Raw genomic sequence first — 15,045 nt, 5'->3', positions numbered from 1 at the left:
GAGGGAATATCATTGCCATTTAATGAACAGTTGCCAGAATGGAACTCGCAAGGCGTCGAGCCACCACAATCTAAAAAAAATGAGGGGTGGTTGCCCTCTGAAAAACCCCCTGCTGATTACTGGAACTGGCAGATGAACCGAGCTTATAACGCCTTAAAGGAGCTACAAGAAAAGGCAGCGGAAAAAGTTATGGTTGAGGCTATGCAGGTTTATAAGCTGACCCAGGATAATGGTATTGCACATGTCTACGGAGGGAATCTTGACGGATTAATTGCCACAGGCATTTATTACATCCCCCATTCGTTATCACCCAAACCAGCAGGCTTCCAAACCGGATTATGCGAGGTTTATCAAATTGATGCGAATAGTCGTATTCAGTGGTTGATTGATGGGAATACCATGCGGCCCTTGGTGCGTTACTACAACGGTAACACAGGTACTTGGACGTCATGGACTGAGCAGGAAACAACCACGGGCGTTCAGTCAAAAATAAATGCAGCGATTACCGGCCTCAATTTTACGGCTGAGAATATCCTTGATAAGCTCAAGACGATTGATGGTCATGGTAGTGGTCTTGACGCCGATCTATTAGATGGCATGCAACCAGCAGTGGTAGTAACACCGAATACAATTATACAGCGGGACCCCGACGGAAGGGCGAAAGTAGCGGCGCCAGCAACCGCGGATGACATCGCACGAAAAGCTGAAACTGATGCAGCGTTATCTGCAGCACAAGCGGCTCAGACGAAAGCAGATGCTGCCCTTCCTGCGGCATCATATACGGCTGCAGACGTGCTGGGGAAACTTAAATCGGTTGACGGCAATGGAAGCGGATTAGACGCCGATCTATTAGATGGCATGCAACCAGCAAAAGCAGGAACGCCGAATACAATTATGCAGCGTGATGCAGACGGTCGCGCAAAGGCGGCAGCCCCGGTTGCAGCGGACGATATCGCTCGCCGAGCAGAGATTGAGGCCCCCCCGTTTGTAACGACGACAGGGACAGGAACGGCCTACCTTGCGGACTTTACCCCGCCTTATTCTACACTTACGGCTGGGACACGAATCACGATTAAAGCACACCTTACAAATACGGGCAGTGCAACGATCAACGTCAATGGGCTTGGTGCAAAGCTTATTATGAGGTCTAATGGTTCCGCGTTGTCCACCGGGAACTTAAAACAAAACGTGGTCTATACGCTTGTATATGACGGATCATTGGCTTTTACTTTACAGGGTGAAGGGGGTGATTACAACATAGGAGACACTATAGCGAGCACAAACTTAAGAAAGAAAAATGAGTCTGCCGTAGAGGAGTGGAGTAGTACGGAGGTCAGCAATGGGCAAGGCATAGCCGTAGACTCAACAGGAAATATGTATAGTGCTCATAGGGTCGCCGCAGGCACAAAAGTAATCCGAAAACTTGATCCATCAGGTTCAGAAATATGGAGCAAAACGGATGTCGACAACGGAAAAGCTGTAGCCGTAGATTCATCAGGGAACGTGTACTGTGCTCATGATGTCGATACAGGCGGTGCAAAATACATCCGCAAACTTAACGCGTCAGGAAGCGAAGTATGGAGCAAAACAGATATCCGTGGTGGCATGGGCATAACTGTAGATGCATCGGGTAACGTCTACTGCGCTCACGACGATATCGTTACCCAAAGCAAAGCTATCCGCAAACTTGATGCGTCAGGTGCTGAATTATGGAGCAAATCAGATATCACAAGAGGATTTAGTATAACTGTAGATGCGTCAGGAAATGTTTACTGCGCTCATGATGGAGCTATCCGCAAGCTTAACCCGTCGGGAGGCGAAGTGTGGAGAAAGACAGATGTTAGCGGTGGACGGGGTATAGCCATAGACGTGTCAGGTAACGTCTACTGTACTCACTCTCTCACTGTAGGCAATAAAACCATCCGAAAACTTGATCCATCAGGTACGGAAATATGGAGCAATTCCGAAGTCGCTAACGGGAGTAGGGTTGCCGTAGATGCAGAAGGAAATGCATATTGCACTTATTATACTTCTGGAAAGACCGTCCGCAAACTTAACTCATCGGGAACGGAAGTATGGAGCAAAACGGATGTCAGTAATGGGTGGGGTATAACCGTAGATGCGTCGGGTAACGTCTATTGCGCTCATAGCATTTCTTCAGGTAAAACCGTCCGCAAACTTAACCAAGCCATAAACTATGAAATCATTAGCTAATTGGAGGTAGTCATGTCAAAACTATTGAAAGGTAAGCTCATAAGTGCCGAAAAAATGCTAGTAGAAACGATTTACAATTTAGAAGTCCAAGAAAATGCTGGTCTCGATACTACCAACGGGGTAGTCGTGGGCGAAGAGGCAAGTTTCCCAACTCCGAAGGTAGGTAAAGGTTTTTTATGGTATGTCAATCCGATAACTGGTGAGCAATGGTTTGAAGAATATGATCGCCCACTGACACCAGAAGAACAGCTTATGAAGGAACTTGAAGCCCAGCGTGCTGTGACCGATCAATTACTGCTCGATGCTTTGGGAGGTGGTTCGATTGTTTGAAACACTTCAAAGACTGCGGAATGAAGGTCGTTTGACGGATCAGCAGGTACAGAACGCAGTTATTAAAGGATGGATTACAACCGAACAAGCAAATCAAATTAACGGCCTCGCATAGCGCGGGGCTATTATTTTTTGGGGGTGGGTCATGGAAGCAACAGCTATCATTTCGGTCATTGCTGCTATCTCCGGCATTATACTCGGCTGGCTAGGGCGTTCACGTACGGTTCGGCAAGATACAATCCAGGAGGCTGGGCGAGACGCGAAACTGCAAACGGACATGGAGTATATCAAACGCGGTATCGATGATGTCCGGATTGAGCAACGAAACCAAGGGACGCGGTTTGATGATCTGGCCGAACGCGTTACAAGATCTGAAGAATCTGTCAAGCAAGCACATAAGCGCCTTGATCGTCTTGAATCCAATAAAAACTCAGGAGAGTGATTTGAAATGGAATGGAACGCAATTATGGAATTGATTGATACGAAGCTATTGGGTGTTGTTTCGGCCTGCTGGGTGCTGGGACTCTCGATTAAGCGGATTCCGCGCATCCCGGACTGGACCATCGTGTTCATCTTGACTGTCGGTGCGATTGTTGCAGTTATTTTCATGTCCGGTCCATCGGTGGAAGCAGTGCTGCAAGGCATCTTGTGCGCCGCGGTGGCTGTCTATGGCAATCAACTCGTCAAGCAGAGCCGGGAGGGAGCTGGTCGCGATGATCTATACCGTTGATCATATCCCGCACGGTACGCCATGCAGGCGCCGCCAGGGAGTCAAGATCAACCCGACGACCATTACGATCCACAACACGGGTAATCCGACCAGTACGGCACGTAACGAGCGTGGATGGCTGACCAATCCGGGAAATCCCCGAGAAGCTTCATATCATATCGTCGTGGACGAGCGGGAAGCCATTGAGTGCATACCTCTCGACGAAAAGACGCTGCATGCGGGCACCGCGGCGGGCAACGGCTCATCGATTGGTATCGAAATCTGCGAGAGCGGCGACTATGCCAAGGCGCTCGACAACGCTGCGCAGCTCGTCGCCGATATGCTGAAGCAGCGCGGCTGGGGAGTGAACCAGATGCGCCGGCATTTCGACTGGTCCGGTAAGATCTGCCCGCGGCGGATGTACGACGGCGGCCGCTGGACCGGCTGGACGGCTTTCGTTAACCTGGTCGGGTATAAAATGCGTCAGCTGCCGAAGAAGGGGGAGGAAATGTTGGAGATATCCAAGTACCAACGTGATACGCTTGTTCAGTCGCTTCAAAGCCTGCACGATCGCAAGACTTTCAATGATCCGTCTTGGATTGAGAAGGCTAAGGACGGGACACTGACTCTGTCGGAGTTGACCTGGCTGAATACCATTTTGCTCGCGAATAAATAAAACATGCCCCGCTAGCCTTGGCTGGCGGGTTGATTGAACTTATCGTTTAGTGAGGGTTTTTTTATCGTTTGTGTTCCATCCTCTTGCTATCTCCGAAATGTACTTTCCAAATCTTTTACTGATCTCCGCCTTTACTAACTCCCGCAATAGCATAAAGGAATCCTCATAGCCTCGTACCCAAAATTTAAATTGTATCTGACCCTCGAATTGATCAGCTTCTTCTACTTTGATTTCATGCTCTCTAAGATATTTACGAACGGCAACCAGGTCCTGATGAATCCGATCAGCCAGCAGCCCGCAGGATGCTTCGAACAAAAGCTTGAGAGATACTGTATCGCTCATAAGCTTTCTTCTATTTGTCTCGACTATATCCAACATATACGGTAAAAAGATGTAATCACGCACAGCCTCTATTTCCTCACGAGTCGGTATGTTACGCCTCACTAGAATAACCCCACTTTTTTAAGAACATGTGTTCGTATATTATATGCTTATGTTGGCCAAAAGTCATTAGAAGCATACTTCCAAATAAGTAGGATTTTATTGAGTCGCGCCGAATATGATCAGGAATAGACAATCAGGGGGAGCACTTGATGAAGGAGTTAACGACCGCCGCGCATCTCATGGCTGCAATGGCTGAGGACAAAAACATCATAATCTATTATAAGGATGGATCAATCGCTGATTATGGGGGACCGATCGAGGTAATAACGGAAAATGCCGTAAAGGTAAACGGTATGTACTACCTGAATGCTGCCTGCCGTTATTACTTACAATAGAGAGGATTCCATTAAGCAGTGATTGGCTAAGCAGAATATGGTTAAATTATTGGAAGGGTGGGGATTTAATGAGACCAGAGACATTGTTATTATCTTCTATATTTTGTTTATTTATTATTTTAGCAGGATGCTCCAAAATTGAAACCGACGGTAAAGAAGTGAAAAAATTAGAATCGGACTATTCAATCGTCAAAGATAAAATATATCATGTGCTTGTTGATGAATACCTAAAAACCAAGGACCAAAATAATTCATCCATAAGTGTACTTTTTAGAGAGTATCAAGTTTATGACGGCAATAAAGATAATGTTTATCAAAGTATTGTTAGTGTGAGTTTGCCAAATGAAATAGAAACCATTATTCAGGCAAAGGTAGATTTACAAACATATGACTCTGAATGGTTAAAACTAAAACCACTAACGATTATTAGTGAGAAAGTATTAAGTCAATGGAAAAGTGAAGAGTATCAAGGAGAAAGTGAGTATTGGACTGGTTCACCAAAGGAATTAACTTTAGAAAAGATTATCAACGGTAGTAATTAAATTGACTTCCTTGTTCAACTAACGGGTACGATAGTTAAACTAATCAAGGAGTAGTTTGCCAGCGGCAGGCTGCTCCTTGTTCATTAAAGTAACGGGCAGATTTGCACAAAAATAATACTTCCCTGTTTTAGTGGGCACACTATTCTAAAACTCGTTGAAGGGATGTTTTCAGTGTGCCAGTCTTATCACTTTTATTTGTTCTTATGTCTGTAACAAACTATGGTATGATCACTGGCGAGAATGCTTCATTTTTTACCAACTACCATACACAAAAGTATTACGACATGCGATTGTTTAGCTTATCAGCAGATGAAATAAAGTCAGCTGAGGCTAGCTGGGGAGCTAGATACCGTAGGAAACTCGAAATAAATGAGATTTATTCACTCATTACAATGCTACAAAGAGTGAATAAGGAAGATATAAACCCATACAACGGGCCTTCCCCAAAAGGCGGTCCATTTCAAGTTACATTATTGTTAAAGTCAAATGAACAATTCGATTTAACTTGGAATGGCGAATATATCCTTTTCCGAGAGAATCAGATTTTTCAGCCTGAATTTCGTGAATTTAAAAAACAAATCCTGAAATCAACGTTGAAGTAACGGGGGACGGTAACTCAATAAAACAGCAGAAGGATCCGCCGCGGCAGATCCTTTTCACGTCCTCCTCGTCGATTGGGCGGGCAGGATAATTTAATAAAATCCAGAATAGAAGCAGGCAAATGGAATATTCTGTCGAAATGAAAGGGGAGACAGTTTAATCCAAAGGATGTAGATTATGACCGATCAGACTATTAATCGAGAATCTGGAGACAAAACAAAAGGGTTCCGATTACAACGACTTCGTGCCGTCCAATTAATATTAAAGAAAATGAAGGAATCAGATAAAGTCGCAATATATGCCGCAACAGAGTATCTAGATGACGTCTATACAAAAACCGTTGAGGTTGATGGCAAAATAAGTGAATACTCGGAGGGGGATAAGGATTACGCATCTAAAAAATCCTTTTCATTCAATACCGATGAGGTGAGAAATTCTCTAGTCATTTTTTTGGACAGCTGGTTTTCTAATAAATTGAGTACTCACTTACATTTTGGTTTTTACACGAATATTCAGCATGGGAAAGAATACAATACAAAGGCTTTACAAGAAATGGGGGTTGAACTTCCAGAGAAGCCGATTTTAAAGCTTCTTATGGAACGTGACTACTCAGATCACAATTTGCTTTCAGCTATAAAGACAATCCTGTTAGCAGAGTATAGGAGCCAATACGAAGAAAAAGATGAATCTGGGTATTTGGAAAGTATTGAACGGTGGAATGATACCTACTGGATTGATTTCCTTAATAGAATTGATTGGCAATTTGGACAAGAAGATGACGCAGAGCTAGAAGAAACCGTTTTAAGTGAAATTAGAGAATCAAAGTTTTACAACTCAAAATTAGATGGAAGAGAAGGATATGTTTTAGGTGCATTGCTACAAGAGTTCGAACGAAAAGAAAACATAAAGGACTTTTTGGCTCGCTTGGTAAGTGATTCTGATGTAAAAGTAAAGTTTTTGGAAGTAGCCACTCATAACTACAAAAGTAATGACCCAATATATGAGGAATGGGAAAAGCTCCCGCCTCCCACAGATAAGCGTAATATCGATGCTAAAATAGTTGCTGTATGCCAGAATTACAACAAGAGGAAGTTGGGCATTTTTGCAAGAAAGATTGGAGCTGTCAAAGTAGAACTTTCTAGAATTGACAGTAAAGATAGAGGCTCGTATCAATTTAGGATTTTTGAAGCTTGTGAAAGTCTTATGTTTGATTTATTAGAAGCGCATAAAGGAAAAGAAATAACACCAGAGGTAATAGACAATTGGTTAGTTCAGTTAGAAGAGTGTGCTGAGGCTCATTTGGCTGACAAGTCTAAAGATTTCACTTACGTATTTAGTAACAGAGATACTCTAAAAAACGCTATTCTAGAGTTGTTTGATTCCTGCTTTTTAGCGTTTGACGAAGGTGGAGAAAATGTCTAATAAGCAAAACTTAGATGTGAAAAAACGTATAATGTTTAGCAAAGAGGATGACTACTACTTCATTACATATAACATTCTAGTCTTTTTAGACACTCTAGGATGTATTAGTGAAAACAGGCGATTCGTTGATTATACAAAATTAACTTATATCATTCCCTTTATCTCCAACCATTTACTTCTTGACATCGTTGTTAGATTTAACAACTCAAATCACTTACCGAATAGCGAAGAAATTGAATTGCTTAGAGAAACGTACTATAGTAGCAGACTTAAATTGAAATTAGTAACTTCAATCCTGTTTGCATTGGAACATAATGAATACATAGAGTTGCAAAAGAATGAAACTCGTCATTCGATTGATATTTGGATTCGGAAGGACAAGATTCCGGAGTCTTTTTTTGATACCTCACTTTATAAAATCGAAATTGAACATACACAAAAGGTGAGAGAAATCTCACCAAGAATAAGAACATTGACAGTTAGCAAGCTTCTGGAGCAATTTTTTGGCAACAAGGGGGTGACGGTATGGCAAGTTTAATGATTAGTCGAGTACTTTATTCAGGGGAGAACTATGAGTATAGGTCCCCCGAATTAAAGCAGGGTCTGAATATAATTGAGGGTAAAAATGGTTCGGGTAAAACCACTTTTAGTGACCTGATTAGTTATGGGTTAGGGGTTTATGTAAGACAGTATGACTGTAATGAAAGTGAAATCCATAAAGAGATATGCGGTGATAAAGATAATTTCGTCATATTGGAAATCAGTATCAATGATTCAAAATATGTACTTAAAAGATACTTTAATAACAATACGATCTTTGTTACTGATTCAAGTGGGAATGTTGAATCCTATGCGATTTATAGAGGTGAAGCAAATCCAGTAATTTTTTCTGACTGGTTCCTATCAAAATTACACATTGAAGTAGTTGAGATTTATCAAGGCTCACGGAAATTTAAAATCAACTTCCCCGATCTGTATCGACTTATACATTATGACCAAGATACTGTGCCGAGAAAGATTTATAAAGAGCATCGGACGGATAATAATTTTATTGCCGACTCTTTGCAAATCCGTAAAGTTATTTTTGAATTGCTTATAGGTCATCAGTTTTCAGAATATCACTCCTTAGTTGGTGAGTTAAAAAAGTTAGAGCGCGAGCGTGATACCGCAAAATCTGTTTTCAACAACTATGAAAAAATGGTTAGAGATATGGGGTATGATATATCTCACTTAACCACAGAAGCATTAGAGAAAGAATTAATGTCAGCAAATATAAACCTCGAAAAGTTGCAAATTTACCGTGAGTCTAGGAAAAAGTTAAAAATCGACTCCAGGCAATTTAACCATCAACTAACACAACTTCGGACTGATCTCGTACAGATTGAAAGAGAGTACGTTATGCTCCAACAAAGAAAGCAGAACGTTTTAACTGAGCATAGAAGCTTGGTGGATTTAAAAGAGGATCTCATTCGAGAAGTCACTCATTTAAAGAAGATAATTTCTGCACATGAGGAACTAAATCTATTCTCCCCTAATACATGTCCTTGTTGCTTACTGAGGGTAGATAGGAAAGAAAACCATTGCATTTGTGGCTCCGAAATTGATGAAAGCCAATACGAAAAATTCTTTTATAGCTCTGAAGAATATCTTGATATTTTAAAATCCAAACAAAAGTCAGTTGATACAATAGATGTCGCTTTAGAATCTTGCGAAGAAGAGCTAAATGATATTGATAAGGCTATTTTTGTATTGGAAATAAAGAAAGAAAAATTAACATCGCATTTAAATGACATAGAGAAAGATGTAGCCGTTTTATCTAATGACTCAGAACTAAATCGCATAAATGATGAAATTTTACAAGAGAAGTCGAAAATACAGGACTTAGAACAAAAGAATGTTGTATTAAAAAAATATGAATCACTTGAAGAGCAATTTAATACTAAGAATGAGGAGTACGGCAGAAAATTCAGGAGAGCTCTGATGTTGGAGGGGATCCTGAAAGACATAATAGAAAAACAACTGAAACAATTTAATGAAATATATAACAGTTTGATGACTGATACGGCGGACGACATTAATAAGGCAGTAATTGATGAGAATTATATGCCCATTATCAATGATGGTGAATACAAACAGGCAAGCACCAATGTTCCGAAACGGTTCATGTATTTTTTAACGTTACTTAGAATGTCTATTGAAAGTGACATTCCCTTTCCAAGATTCTTATTGATCGATACTCCTGAGAATCTTGGAATTGATAATGAAAACTTGGACAGAGTTTTACAAAAAATAATTCCCGACCCAGCAGTTGAAACAAAACCTGATTTTCAAGTTATACTAACAACAGGTATCAATAAATATCCTCCTGCATTTAAGGAGTATGTAAGGGATACCTTAACGGATGAAGATAGGTTGTTAAAGAGGCGAGCGAAGGAATAACGACTTTAAGTGACCTAGTGGCTCGTAGAGGCATTTGAACGCTCGTCTGAGGGAGGAAATACTAAGTACATAATAAATCTAAAAGCCTCCAGATAACTTAAACAAAATCATATTGGCGCTGGAGCTTGATGGTATCTAAAAATTGATTGAATATGAAAAAGAGCAGGGGGTTAGCCCCGCCTGCTTTTTTTTTTTTCATATTAGTTGCCCACTTGTTAACGTTAAATGAGGATGACACATGGAATCACCATCCTCTTATTCAAAACATGGGATCGGGGAGAGACAGGGGGCCAGGTATTGAAACAGAGTTTTTCATAAAGGTTATGTATTATGAAGTAATAATTTATCCATTAGGGCTTTTGGCCCCAATCCGGCCCCAAATGGTTAAATTAACTCCAAATGAGTTAATAATAAAAAAAGAAAAAGCCTTAATTATCAAGGCTTATTTTGATTTTTTTATGGAGCGGGTGAAGGGAATCGAACCCTCGCCTCAAGCTTGGGAAGCTGGCGTTCTACCATTGAACTACACCCGCACTAAGATTATGAGTAGAATTATGATAGCATAGCGTCTCATGGAAATCAACAATAGACAGTGTTATAATCGTTAACGAAATAGATCGCCGGGGACAAGGCCCGGCATCTCAACATTTGCAGCACCTGATACAAGGCGGTGATTCCATTACGACTTCAAGAACGTCGCAAGGCGACAACAAAGAGAATGTTTATTTGTTTCCAACCATGCTGGATCAATACCAGATTCAGCTGACCCGCATGCTCGAAGCGGAGCAGTATGGAGAAGCCAAGAGATTGCTTCACTTCCTGCTTAAGTGCCAGGGCGAGGATCAGCGCCATTATGAGGAATGGGGCAATCTTCTGTCTTGGCTGGACATGGCTTTTCCCGATTCGAATGGAGGAAGCTCGCAGAGCGGCGCCATGATGGATTCGCAAGAGGATGATGAGGACGAGGACTCCATCCGGCAGCAGGTGCTGACGCCTGTTAAGCAGGACGACGCGTATGTCGAGCAGATTTTGTATATCATACAGCATCATCCCGTTGTGGATCAGCAGGTCCTTGCGTTGGAACGGGCCGTTCATCTGGATCATCCTGACGTCGATACGACCTTGGTGTCCTGGTTAACGGGCAGCGAGCTGCACCCGGCACTCCAATTCAAAGCGCTCCAGTGCTTGCGGAAGCGCGAAGTAACCGGCCGGATCCAAATCCAGCGGCTTGGTGAAACGGTCGATCTGGAAATCGAAGAAACGCCGCTCTCGATGGATGATTTCCCGGACGTCGTAAATCTCGTTGCCGAGAGGGTAGAGTCCGTAACGGAAGTGTTGGATTCGACTCTTCCTCATTTTGCCAAGGAATTGTGGAAGGAATGCCTGCAGTGTTTATATGGCACGACGATCTACAATATGATGGTCAGGGACGAAGAAGATACGGTCGATTGCTTCGCAGCGGCGCTGCATCAGACGCTGGAGCTGTCATTATACGGCAGATCGGATGACGACCAGCTGCGCGATACATACGGAATTACGGACGCCCTGCGCTTCCGGTACGAACAAGCATGCCGGGCTTTGCGGCTCGTAGCGCAATTTCATGGTGAAGATAGCGGTGGCGAGCCTTGATATTCCGGCTGAACTTGATTATAATGTAATGGTTTATGAATCGTGAAACTTATGCGCATGAATGCGTGATTTTATTTGGAGGGGAAAGCATAACATGAAAGCAACATGGGAAAAAATAGACACAAATCTTGTCGCCATCGATGTAGAGATCGAAGAGGGACAAGTTACGGAAGCGCTGGACAAGGCGTTTAAGAAAGTCGTTCAGAAAGTAAACGTACCTGGATTCCGTAAAGGCAAAGTGCCTCGCGCTATGTTCGAGAAGCGTTTCGGCATCGAAAGCCTTTATCAGGATGCCATTGATATTCTGCTTCCGGAAGCTTATTCTTTCGCTCTGAAAGAAACAGGAATCGAGCCAGTCGACCGTCCGGACATCGATATCGAACAATTCGGTAAAGGCCAAACGTTCAAATTCAAAGCAAAAGTAACGGTTAAGCCGGAAGTGAAGCTTGGCGATTATAAAGGACTTGAGATCCCTTCCGCCGACGTTAGCGTAAGCGAAGAAGAAGTTACTGCGGAATTGAACCGTCTGCAGCAGCGTCATGCTGAGCTGGTCGTTATTGATGAAGGCGCTGCAGAGCAAGGCGACATGACGGTTATCGACTTTGACGGATACATCGATGGCGAGCCGTTCGAAGGCGGCAAGAGCGAGCGTTATTCCCTTGAACTCGGATCGGGTTCGTTCATCCCGGGCTTTGAGGATCAAGTAATCGGAATGGCGACAGGCGACTTCAAGGATATCAATGTATCGTTCCCAGAGAACTACCACTCCGACGAGCTGGCTGGCAAAGCGGCTACGTTCAAGGTGAAGCTGCATGAAATCAAACGTAAGAACCTGCCTGCACTTGACGATGAATTCGCCAAAGACGTTAGCGAGTTCGATACGCTGGACGAGTTCAAAGAAGATCTCGTGAAGAAGCTTACGGAGCGCAAGGAGAAAGAAAACGAGCAAGCCCGCGAGGTTGCGGTTGTAGAGAAAGCGGCTGAATCAGCTGACATCGACGTTCCGGCAGCTATGATCGATGCCGAAGTAGATTATCTCGTCCGCGATTTCGAGAACCGTCTGCGTTCGCAAGGGATGAACCTGGATCTGTACTACCAGTTCTCCGGACAAGACGAGGCTGCGCTGCGCGGCCAAATGAAAATCGACGCTGAGAAGCGCGTTCGCAACAATCTGGTTCTGGAGCAAATTTCCAAGAACGAAGGCATTGAAGCAGGCGAGCAGGAATTGAATGAAGAGCTTGAAAAACTGTCCGCTATGTACAACCGTCCTGCTGAAGAACTCCGCGAGATTTTCTCCGGCAACGGAAACCTGGAGAACCTGAAGGCGGATCTTATTATCCGCAAAACGATCAAGTTCCTCCTCGATAACAGCAAAGTCGCTACGGAAGTGGCGTAAGGAGACTGCAGCCGTCCCTCGGACGGCTCATTCTTTCAATGGGCAGGCACGTATTAGCGTGCCTGTTTTCACTCAGCTAGGGATTGAATTCTGGCGGGTACATAAGCAAGAACCGATTAAATGGGCTGAGCCCAATACATATCATTGCGGCACCGCCGTATACTGTAATATTCAGTGTTGAGAGCACACCGACACTGAAGCTTCGTGAACCGTTTAGCAGTGAAAAATGACATTGCTCCCGGAACATGATAAAATGACTTTGAAACCAAAACGTTCCTTGCGCGCCGGTTTGGAGTCAGCCCAATAAGGGTCATACTTAACGTGTAAAGCTTATGCTCAGGCAGTGAGGCGTTTATGATTCATTTTCAGTCACATCACATTAAAGGAGGTTGGTCGCATGAATCTGGTACCAATTGTCGTTGAGCAAACGAATCGAGGAGAACGTTCTTACGACATTTACTCCCGTCTCTTGAAGGATCGGATTATTTTTCTAGGAAGTGCGATCGACGATGATGTTGCGAATTCCATCATTGCGCAGCTGCTATTCCTGGCGGCAGACGATCCGGAGAAGGATATCCACTTGTACATTAACTCGCCAGGCGGTTCAGTTACCGCTGGCATGGGTATTTATGATACAATGCAGTTCATTAAGCCTGACGTATCTACGATCTGCGTCGGCTTGGCTGCAAGCATGGGGTCATTGCTGCTCACAGCAGGCGCGAAAGGCAAGCGTCTCGCGCTTCCGAACAGCGAGGTTATGATTCACCAGCCCCTCGGCGGTGTTCGAGGCCAAGCGTCCGATATTAAGATACATGCCGATTGGATTCTCAAAACGAAACAAAAGCTGAACCAGATTCTCGTCGATCGTACGGGTCAGCCGTATGACAAAATCGACCGCGATACAGACCGTGATTTCTTCATGAGCGCGGAAGAGGCGCTGAATTACGGGCTTATCGATAAGGTCGTAACTTCTACGCTTCTGTAATCAACGAAATGAAGGGGTGATCCCATGTTTAAATTCAATGACGAAAAAGGCCAGTTGAAATGCTCGTTCTGCGGTAAGTCGCAGGATCAGGTCCGCAAGCTGGTTGCCGGTCCCGGCGTCTATATATGCGATGAATGTATTGAGCTGTGCACGGAAATCGTTGAGGAAGAGCTCGGACACGAGGAAGAACTTGATCTCAAGGACATTCCGAAGCCGAAGGATATCCGCAACATTCTTGATCAATATGTAATTGGCCAGGAGCAAGCGAAGAAATCGCTCTCCGTAGCGGTATACAATCATTACAAGCGTATCAATTCGCAAAACAAAATAGAGGATGTCGAGCTTCAAAAGAGCAACATCCTGCTTCTCGGCCCTACGGGCTCCGGCAAGACGCTTCTCGCGCAAACAATGGCTAAGATTCTGAACGTGCCGTTTGCGATCGCAGACGCGACTTCCTTGACCGAAGCGGGTTACGTCGGCGAGGACGTTGAGAATATTTTGCTGAAGCTGATTCAAGCTGCAGATTACGATGTGGAGAAAGCGGAACGCGGCATTATCTACATCGATGAAATCGATAAAGTTGCACGCAAATCGGAGAATCCTTCGATTACGCGGGACGTATCCGGCGAAGGCGTGCAGCAGGCGCTGCTGAAGATCCTGGAAGGTACGGTTGCTTCGGTTCCTCCGCAGGGCGGACGCAAGCATCCGCATCAAGAGTTTATCCAAATCGACACGACGAGCATCCTCTTTATTTGCGGCGGCGCGTTCGACGGCTTGGAACAGCTCATTAAACGCCGTATCGGCAAGAAAGTGATCGGCTTTAATGCCGGGGGCGATGGCCAGAAGGACTTGAAAGCCGGCGAATACCTGTCCATGGTGCTTCCGGAGGACTTGCTCAAATTCGGATTGATTCCGGAGTTTGTCGGCCGTCTGCCGGTCATCTCGACGTTGGAGCCGCTTGACGAGCCGGCACTGGTACGGATTTTGTCCGAACCGAAGAATGCGCTTGTTAAGCAGTACCAGAAGCTCCTGGAGATGGATAACGTGAAGCTGGACTTCGAGCCTGCTGCGCTGGATGCCATAGCCAAGGAAGCGATCAAACGGAATACCGGCGCTCGCGGTCTCCGTGCAATCATCGAAGGCATTATGCTGGACGTGATGTACGAGGTGCCATCACGCGACGATGTTGCCAACTGCATGATAACGGAGAAGGTTGTTCAGGATAAGATTATGCCTGAGTTGACGTCGAAGAAGGGCAAGAAAAAAGAAGAAAGCGCCTGATCCACTATATACAGTCAACGCATCCACCTCTGCCAAGCGGCTC

The 15,045-nt window shown here is 44.3% G+C and carries 17 protein-coding genes and 1 tRNA gene; 16 read left to right on the top strand and 2 right to left on the bottom strand.

The features are described 5' to 3' along the window. Positions 1-12 precede the first annotated feature (12 nt). From L1F29_RS22305 to L1F29_RS22285, 6 genes are read left to right on the top strand one after another with little or no spacing between them, the layout of a single operon-like run. Positions 13-2,214: a hypothetical protein gene (locus tag L1F29_RS22305; RefSeq protein ID WP_258384244.1), complete on the top strand. Its 2,202-nt coding sequence runs from the start codon at positions 13-15 to the stop codon at positions 2,212-2,214. Between the two features lie 12 nt (positions 2,215-2,226). Continuing rightward, complete coding sequence (locus L1F29_RS22300; protein ID WP_258384243.1) at positions 2,227-2,544, top strand: hypothetical protein; 318 nt, start codon at positions 2,227-2,229, stop codon at positions 2,542-2,544. Then, the gene (locus tag L1F29_RS34500) at positions 2,516-2,659 is read left to right on the top strand and encodes an XkdX family protein (RefSeq protein WP_373876425.1); all 144 of its coding nucleotides are present in this window, start codon (positions 2,516-2,518) and stop codon (positions 2,657-2,659) included. The genes L1F29_RS22300 and L1F29_RS34500 overlap by 29 nt, the downstream gene beginning before the upstream one ends. A gap of 30 nt (positions 2,660-2,689) precedes the next feature. Continuing rightward, positions 2,690-2,986 carry a hypothetical protein gene (locus tag L1F29_RS22295; protein ID WP_258384242.1) on the top strand — a complete coding sequence of 99 codons (297 nt, stop codon included), beginning with the start codon at positions 2,690-2,692 and terminating at the stop codon, positions 2,984-2,986. Between the two features lie 6 nt (positions 2,987-2,992). Further along, positions 2,993-3,274: a phage holin family protein gene (locus L1F29_RS22290; protein WP_258384241.1), complete on the top strand. Its 282-nt coding sequence runs from the start codon at positions 2,993-2,995 to the stop codon at positions 3,272-3,274. Continuing rightward, positions 3,258-3,929: a peptidoglycan recognition protein family protein gene (locus tag L1F29_RS22285; RefSeq protein WP_258384240.1), complete on the top strand. Its 672-nt coding sequence runs from the start codon at positions 3,258-3,260 to the stop codon at positions 3,927-3,929. The genes L1F29_RS22290 and L1F29_RS22285 overlap by 17 nt, the downstream gene beginning before the upstream one ends. A 39-nt stretch (positions 3,930-3,968) precedes the next feature. Here the strand turns inward: L1F29_RS22285 and L1F29_RS22280 are convergent, their stop codons facing one another. Then, on the bottom strand, positions 3,969-4,307 hold the full coding sequence (locus L1F29_RS22280) for a YhjD family protein (protein ID WP_507765393.1): 339 nt from the start codon (positions 4,305-4,307) through the stop codon (positions 3,969-3,971). 215 nt (positions 4,308-4,522) lie between these two features. Between L1F29_RS22280 and L1F29_RS22275 the strand changes: the two genes are divergently transcribed. The 6 genes from L1F29_RS22275 (at position 4,523) to L1F29_RS22250 (ending at position 9,711) form a co-directional block, all read left to right on the top strand. Beyond that, a complete protein-coding gene (locus L1F29_RS22275; protein WP_258384238.1) occupies positions 4,523-4,708 on the top strand; it encodes a hypothetical protein in 186 nt (61 codons plus the stop codon). Between the two features lie 68 nt (positions 4,709-4,776). Then, positions 4,777-5,250 (top strand): hypothetical protein, encoded by a 474-nt coding sequence (locus tag L1F29_RS22270; protein WP_258384237.1) that lies wholly within the window; start codon positions 4,777-4,779, stop codon positions 5,248-5,250. A 173-nt stretch (positions 5,251-5,423) separates the two neighbouring features. Next, positions 5,424-5,852, top strand: a complete 429-nt coding sequence (locus L1F29_RS22265) for a hypothetical protein (RefSeq protein WP_258384236.1) — start codon at positions 5,424-5,426, stop codon at positions 5,850-5,852. 175 nt (positions 5,853-6,027) lie between these two features. Then, positions 6,028-7,272 carry a hypothetical protein gene (locus L1F29_RS22260; protein WP_258384235.1) on the top strand — a complete coding sequence of 415 codons (1,245 nt, stop codon included), beginning with the start codon at positions 6,028-6,030 and terminating at the stop codon, positions 7,270-7,272. Continuing rightward, positions 7,265-7,810: a hypothetical protein gene (locus L1F29_RS22255; RefSeq protein ID WP_258384234.1), complete on the top strand. Its 546-nt coding sequence runs from the start codon at positions 7,265-7,267 to the stop codon at positions 7,808-7,810. Before L1F29_RS22260 ends, L1F29_RS22255 begins: the two co-directional genes overlap by 8 nt. Continuing rightward, a complete protein-coding gene (locus L1F29_RS22250) occupies positions 7,798-9,711 on the top strand; it encodes a hypothetical protein (protein WP_258384233.1) in 1,914 nt (637 codons plus the stop codon). The genes L1F29_RS22255 and L1F29_RS22250 overlap by 13 nt, the downstream gene beginning before the upstream one ends. 459 nt (positions 9,712-10,170) lie before the next feature. Here the strand turns inward: L1F29_RS22250 and L1F29_RS22245 are convergent. After that, positions 10,171-10,244, bottom strand: a tRNA-Gly gene (locus L1F29_RS22245). 193 nt (positions 10,245-10,437) lie between these two features. On the opposite strand from L1F29_RS22245, the gene L1F29_RS22240 reads away from it, so the two are divergent. The 4 genes from L1F29_RS22240 (at position 10,438) to clpX (ending at position 15,002) form a co-directional block, all read left to right on the top strand. Then, a complete protein-coding gene (locus tag L1F29_RS22240; protein WP_258384232.1) occupies positions 10,438-11,340 on the top strand; it encodes a hypothetical protein in 903 nt (300 codons plus the stop codon). Positions 11,341-11,434: 94 nt separating this feature from the next. After that, complete coding sequence (tig, locus tag L1F29_RS22235) at positions 11,435-12,736, top strand: trigger factor (RefSeq protein ID WP_258384231.1); 1,302 nt, start codon at positions 11,435-11,437, stop codon at positions 12,734-12,736. A 397-nt stretch (positions 12,737-13,133) separates the two neighbouring features. Next, the gene (clpP, locus tag L1F29_RS22230; RefSeq protein WP_258384230.1) at positions 13,134-13,721 is read left to right on the top strand and encodes an ATP-dependent Clp endopeptidase proteolytic subunit ClpP; all 588 of its coding nucleotides are present in this window, start codon (positions 13,134-13,136) and stop codon (positions 13,719-13,721) included. Between the two features lie 24 nt (positions 13,722-13,745). Next, positions 13,746-15,002: an ATP-dependent protease ATP-binding subunit ClpX gene (clpX, locus tag L1F29_RS22225; protein WP_258384229.1), complete on the top strand. Its 1,257-nt coding sequence runs from the start codon at positions 13,746-13,748 to the stop codon at positions 15,000-15,002. Positions 15,003-15,045 lie beyond the last annotated feature (43 nt).

The sequence above is a fragment of the Paenibacillus spongiae genome (assembly GCF_024734895.1).
Classification (GTDB): Bacteria; Bacillota; Bacilli; order Paenibacillales; family Paenibacillaceae; genus Paenibacillus_Z; species Paenibacillus_Z spongiae.
This window is presented reverse-complemented; position numbering and strand designations above follow the sequence as displayed.

Bases quoted from the DNA above. Each gene is read 5' to 3' on its own strand.
- L1F29_RS22300 (WP_258384243.1), top strand. From the start codon at position 2,227: ATGTCAAAACTATTGAAAGGTAAGCTCATAAGTGCCGAAAAAATGCTA.
- L1F29_RS34500 (WP_373876425.1), top strand. From the start codon at position 2,516: ATGCTTTGGGAGGTGGTTCGATTGTTTGAAACACTTCAAAGACTGCGG.
- L1F29_RS22295 (WP_258384242.1), top strand. From the start codon at position 2,690: ATGGAAGCAACAGCTATCATTTCGGTCATTGCTGCTATCTCCGGCATT.
- L1F29_RS22290 (WP_258384241.1), top strand. From the start codon at position 2,993: ATGGAATGGAACGCAATTATGGAATTGATTGATACGAAGCTATTGGGT.
- L1F29_RS22285 (WP_258384240.1), top strand. From the start codon at position 3,258: ATGATCTATACCGTTGATCATATCCCGCACGGTACGCCATGCAGGCGC.
- L1F29_RS22280 (WP_507765393.1), bottom strand. From the start codon at position 4,307: ATGTTGGATATAGTCGAGACAAATAGAAGAAAGCTTATGAGCGATACA.
- L1F29_RS22275 (WP_258384238.1), top strand. From the start codon at position 4,523: ATGAAGGAGTTAACGACCGCCGCGCATCTCATGGCTGCAATGGCTGAG.
- L1F29_RS22270 (WP_258384237.1), top strand. From the start codon at position 4,777: ATGAGACCAGAGACATTGTTATTATCTTCTATATTTTGTTTATTTATT.
- L1F29_RS22260 (WP_258384235.1), top strand. From the start codon at position 6,028: ATGACCGATCAGACTATTAATCGAGAATCTGGAGACAAAACAAAAGGG.
- L1F29_RS22255 (WP_258384234.1), top strand. From the start codon at position 7,265: ATGTCTAATAAGCAAAACTTAGATGTGAAAAAACGTATAATGTTTAGC.
- L1F29_RS22250 (WP_258384233.1), top strand. From the start codon at position 7,798: ATGGCAAGTTTAATGATTAGTCGAGTACTTTATTCAGGGGAGAACTAT.
- tig (WP_258384231.1), top strand. From the start codon at position 11,435: ATGAAAGCAACATGGGAAAAAATAGACACAAATCTTGTCGCCATCGAT.
- clpP (WP_258384230.1), top strand. From the start codon at position 13,134: ATGAATCTGGTACCAATTGTCGTTGAGCAAACGAATCGAGGAGAACGT.
- clpX (WP_258384229.1), top strand. From the start codon at position 13,746: ATGTTTAAATTCAATGACGAAAAAGGCCAGTTGAAATGCTCGTTCTGC.